Origin of the sequence: Burkholderia sp. Ac-20379 (assembly GCF_017104645.1) — a bacterium.
GTDB lineage: Bacteria > Pseudomonadota > Gammaproteobacteria > Burkholderiales > Burkholderiaceae > Burkholderia.
Genome location: NZ_JAAGPF010000456.1, coordinates 1 through 4,471 on the forward strand (window position 1 = coordinate 1; position 4,471 = coordinate 4,471).

At 70.2% G+C, this 4,471-nt stretch carries 3 protein-coding genes and 2 pseudogenes; 4 read left to right on the forward strand and 1 reads right to left on the reverse strand.

The features are described from left to right. Positions 1-129: 129 nt before the first annotated feature. The 4 genes and pseudogenes from G3N92_RS31240 to G3N92_RS35410 all read left to right on the forward strand — a co-directional run. Positions 130-1,122 carry a proline/glycine betaine ABC transporter permease gene (locus G3N92_RS31240; protein ID WP_206131401.1) on the forward strand — a complete coding sequence of 331 codons (993 nt, stop codon included), beginning with the start codon at positions 130-132 and terminating at the stop codon, positions 1,120-1,122. Between the two features lie 125 nt (positions 1,123-1,247). Then, complete coding sequence (proX, locus tag G3N92_RS31245) at positions 1,248-2,276, forward strand: glycine betaine/L-proline ABC transporter substrate-binding protein ProX (protein WP_206131402.1); 1,029 nt, start codon at positions 1,248-1,250, stop codon at positions 2,274-2,276. A gap of 128 nt (positions 2,277-2,404) precedes the next feature. After that, positions 2,405-3,724 (forward strand): cytochrome P450, encoded by a 1,320-nt coding sequence (locus tag G3N92_RS31250; RefSeq protein ID WP_241015134.1) that lies wholly within the window; start codon positions 2,405-2,407, stop codon positions 3,722-3,724. A gap of 189 nt (positions 3,725-3,913) precedes the next feature. Then, positions 3,914-4,207: pseudogene (locus G3N92_RS35410) on the forward strand (winged helix-turn-helix domain-containing protein); the annotation flags it as partial. A gap of 131 nt (positions 4,208-4,338) precedes the next feature. On the opposite strand, the pseudogene G3N92_RS35195 reads toward G3N92_RS35410, so the two are convergent. After that, positions 4,339-4,471, reverse strand: a pseudogene (locus G3N92_RS35195) (D-alanyl-D-alanine carboxypeptidase); the annotation flags it as partial.

Below are 4,471 nucleotides of genomic sequence, written 5' to 3' on the forward strand. Positions count from 1 at the left end.
CCGCCGCGCCGCATTTCGGCGAGACCGGCACGATCGGCGTGACCGACGAAGCCGGCCGCCTGGTCGGCCAACTGGAGGCGGCCCGCGTGCTCGCCCGCATCGGCGCGCAGAGCGCCAACGGAGTCCACCATGCTTAAAGCCGACGACCTGGCGGTATTTCCCGTCGCGGATTGGATCCAGACCTTCGTGCAATGGATCGCGCTGCATCTGCGTCCGCTGTTTTCCGTCATCAAGTGGCCGATCCAGAAGCTGCTGGAGGCGAACGTCGATGCGCTGCACGCGCTGCCGTTCCCGCTGTTCGTGCTGCTCGCCGCGCTGGTGGCGTGGCGCGCGGCCGGCCGCGCGATCGGCGCGTTCACACTGCTCGGGCTGGTGGCGATCGCCGCGCTCGGCGTGTGGGCCGACGCGATGACCACGCTCGCGCTGATCGTCACCGCGATCGTGTTCTGCGCCGCGATCGGGATTCCGGTCGGGATCGCCTGCGCCCGCAGCGAACGCGTCTGGCGCATCGTGCAGCCGCTGCTCGACGTGATGCAGACCACCCCCACCTTCGTCTATCTGGTGCCGGTGGTGATGCTGTTCGGCGTCGGCACGGTGCCGGGCGAGGTGGCCGTGGTGGTGGCCGCGATGCCGCCGCTGATCCGCTTCACGCATCTCGGCATCCGGATGGTCGATCACGAGCTGGTGGAAGCCGGCCTCGCGTTCGGCGCAGACCGCCGGCAACTGCTCTGGGAAGTGCAGCTGCCGCTCGCGGTGCCGACCATCCTCGGCGGGCTGAACCAGACGGTGCTGACGGCGATGGTGATGTCGGTCGTGATCTCGATGATCGGCGCGGAAGGCCTCGGGCTGGTGGTGCTGCAAGGGCTCGGGCGGCTCGACGTCGGGCAGGCGGCGATCGGCGGCATCGCCATCGTGCTGCTCGCGATGATGCTCGACCGCGTCACGCAGAAGCTGGCCCGCGCCCGGCCCTCGAGCGGCGGCGGCTGGCGCACCGTGCTGGGCCGCTTCGTGCGCGGCGAGCGCGCCGGCAAGCACGGCCTCGGCGGTGCGGCCCAGGCGCCGAATTCCACGCATCCGGCCCGCCCGCTGCCGCAGGACAGCGACAGCCGGCAGGCGCTGTAAGCGCGCCGCGCCGCACGCCGTGCCGGGCCTCGTGCCCGCCGCGGCGGCGGCCGGGGCATTCCGAAGTGAAACCGGCCCGGCATTCGTGACCGGGCCAGACGACCTACCCATGCAGGAGTGGCTTGATGAAGACGTTGGCGGCAGCATGCGGCGCGGCAGCGCTCGCGGCGATGATGATGGCGGGCGCGCCCGCCGGTGCGCAAACCCTGCCCGGCAAGGGCAAGACGGTGCATTACGCGCAGGGCGACAGTTTCGGGGGGAACTACGTCGCCACCCAGATCGTCATGCAGGGCATCAAACGGCTCGGCTACGACGTGAAGCTGACCACCATGAACACGACGCTGTTCTTCCAGGCGGCGGCGCAGGGCGACGAGGATCTAGCCACCGACGTCAACTTCCCGCAGCGCGAGCTGGCGTTCCGGGCGGTCGAGAAGGACGCGCAGGTGGTGGGCACCGGCATGATCGTCGGGGGCGGCATCAACGGCTATCTGATCGACAAGAAGACGGCCGACGCCTACAAGATCACCAACCTCGCGCAACTGAAGGATCCGAAGCTCGCCGCGCTGTTCGGCAGCGATGGCAAGGCGCAACTGATCAGTTGCGACCCGGGCTGGAGCTGCGGCGACGTGGTCGATTACCAGTTGAACCGCTTCGGGCTGCAAGGCACGGTGCGGGCGGTGCGCGGCAAATATGAAGCGCTGATGGTGGACACGGTGGCGCGCGTGCGCCAGGGCAAGCCGGCGTTCTTCTACGCCTGGAGCCCGTCGTGGACGGTCAACGCGCTGGTGCCGGGCAAGGACGTGGTGTGGCTGCCGACGCCCGAGGCCGCGCTGCCGCCGAACGTCTCCAACACCGGCTCGCCGCTCGTCAGCGGCGTGCAGGGCTGCGCCGGCAACGCCGATCCGTGCCGGATGGCGATGGCGTCGTGGAACTGGACCTCGGTGGCGAACCGCGCGTTCATCGCCGCGAACCCGGCCGTGCGCGTGCTGGTCGAGCAGATCAAGTTCCCGTCGTCCACCTGGTCGGGCTGGGAATACGCGATCAGCCGCAACGGCGGCTCGCAGACGCTGATCCGCAAGCTCGCGGCCGACTGGCTCGACGGCAACAAGGCGCAGTTCGACCAGTGGGTCGCCGCGGCGAGCGCGGCGCACTGAACGGCGAACGCCGCGCCTCGGTGGCGTGACGGCCGACAGGCGAGCCCATCGCGCTGTCATGCCCCCGAGGCCTTGCACGGATAGAATGGTCGTCCGCCAACGTTGCGCCGTGTGCGCACTTTTCCGCGATGACCTCCTTCGTAAGCGACGACCTACCGGAAGCACCCGCCTGCCCGATCCGCAAGCGCCTGAACTGGCGCCGCAAGAACTGGCAGCCGCCGAGCGCCGGGCTCAATCACTGGCTGGAGATTCAGCGCGACCCGCTCGACTGGCTGGCGCGCCAGCATCGCGCCGCGCCCGATCTGGCTGCGCTGCGCATGGGGCCGAAGCGGCTCTGGTGCGTGTTCCATCCCGAAGCCGTGCACGAACTGATGGTCAAGCACCGCGCCGAACTGCGGCGCTGGGAGCCGAGCCTCTGCATCATGCGGCAGTGGAACGGCCGCAGTTTCATGATGCAGGAGGGCGAAGCGGCGCGCAGCCAGCGCCAGGCCGTGCGTCCGCACATCAAGGCGCCCGCCGCCACCGAGATCCAGCGCATCGCGCGCGAGCGCGCCGCGCACCTCGTGCCGGGCCAGGCCATCGATCTCGATCTGGAGATGGCCGCCTACAGCGTCACGCTGTCGGGCTACGGGCTGTTCGAACTCGACCTCGGCCCCAGTTCGCACACGATCGCCAAGGCGGTGCGGATCCTGTCGCGCGTCGCGCTGCTCGAAACCAGCACGGGCCTGCCGCTCGGCCACTGGTTCCCGAGCAAGATGTGCCCGCGCAAGCGCTGGGCGCTGCGCGTGATGCGCACCCAGATCGAACAGGTGGCCGCGCGCTCGACGAGCCCGCTGGCCGTGCATCGCGACGATCTCGCCACGCTGCTGATGGCCTCGCATCAGGCCACCGGCGCGACGCTCTCGTGGGTGCAGCTGATGCTGGCCCGCCATCCCGACGTGCTGGCGGCGCTGCGCCGCGAACTCGACGGCACCGATTGGGCCGGCGTGACGCAGCAGCAGGATCTGCGCCGCTTCCCGCTGCTGCGCGCGGTGATCCAGGAAACGCTGCGGCTCTACCCGCCCGCCTACGCGCTCGTGCCGCGCCAGTTGTCGCGCGCGCTGACGGTGATGGGCACCACGTTCGCGCGCGGCGACATCGTCATGATGTCGAGCTGGATCACGCAGCGCGACGCGCGCTGGTTTCCCGATCCCGACGCGTTCCGCCCCGAGCGCTTCCTGGCGGCGTCCACCTGGCCGCAGGGCGCGTATTTCCCGTTCGGCCTTGGCGACCGTGCCTGCCCGGGCACCGGCATGGCGATGATGGATCTGGCCGTGTCGCTGGCCTACTGGATCGAACACTGGGACATGACGCTGCTCGGGCCGGTCGAAGCGCAGGGCTGGTTCTCGCTGCGCCCGAAGAACGCGCGCGTGAGCTTCACGCCGCGCACGGCGAACGCGCTCGCCTGAGCGCTATTCCTCATGCGAATCCAGGCCCTACGGCCCGGCGGGGATTATTTTGCGCCGCCGCGCATCGGATAGAATCCAGCCGTGCGCACGGGTGCCCGTGCGCCGGCTCGATCCGCTTGATTTGTCGCCTCCGCCGCCCCCGTCGGCTTCGCCCTCCGTCTCACCGCCTCACTCTGCCTGCTCCGACGCATGTCTGCTCCGCCGGAAACCCCGCCGTCCCCCTTCCCGCTTGGCCGCTTCCAGGTCGATCTCGCGCGCCGCGAACTGTTCGAGCACGGCGTGCCGGTGCGCCTCGGCCCGCGCGCGTTCGGCATCCTCGAAATGCTGGTGGAAGCGGACGGCAAGCTGGTCACCAAGCATGCGCTGCTGGACCGCATCTGGCCCGACACCTACGTCGAGGAAAACACCTTGCAGGTGCATCTGTCGGCGCTGCGGCGCGCGCTCGGCGACGATCGCAACTGCATCATGACCGTGCCCGGGCGCGGCTACCGGCTCGTGCAGCGCCGCCGGCCGCCCGGCGGCCCCGGCGATGCCTCGCACACCGACGCATCGCGGGCGGCGGCGGTCGCGAACATCTCGCGAGCCACCGCAGGACGGTCGTGCAGGCACGCGCGCGCCGGCATCAGTTTGGAGACCGATGCAATCGGCCGGATCTGCCTGGCGTTGCGCTCCAGCAGCACGGTGCCGGTGCGTTCGTCCACCACGTAGATCGAGCGCGAGCGCAGCAGGCGCCGGGTGGCCGGCGTG

Bases quoted from the DNA above. Each gene is read 5' to 3' on its own strand.
- G3N92_RS31240 (WP_206131401.1), top strand. From the start codon at position 130: ATGCTTAAAGCCGACGACCTGGCGGTATTTCCCGTCGCGGATTGGATC.
- proX (WP_206131402.1), top strand. From the start codon at position 1,248: ATGAAGACGTTGGCGGCAGCATGCGGCGCGGCAGCGCTCGCGGCGATG.
- G3N92_RS31250 (WP_241015134.1), top strand. From the start codon at position 2,405: ATGACCTCCTTCGTAAGCGACGACCTACCGGAAGCACCCGCCTGCCCG.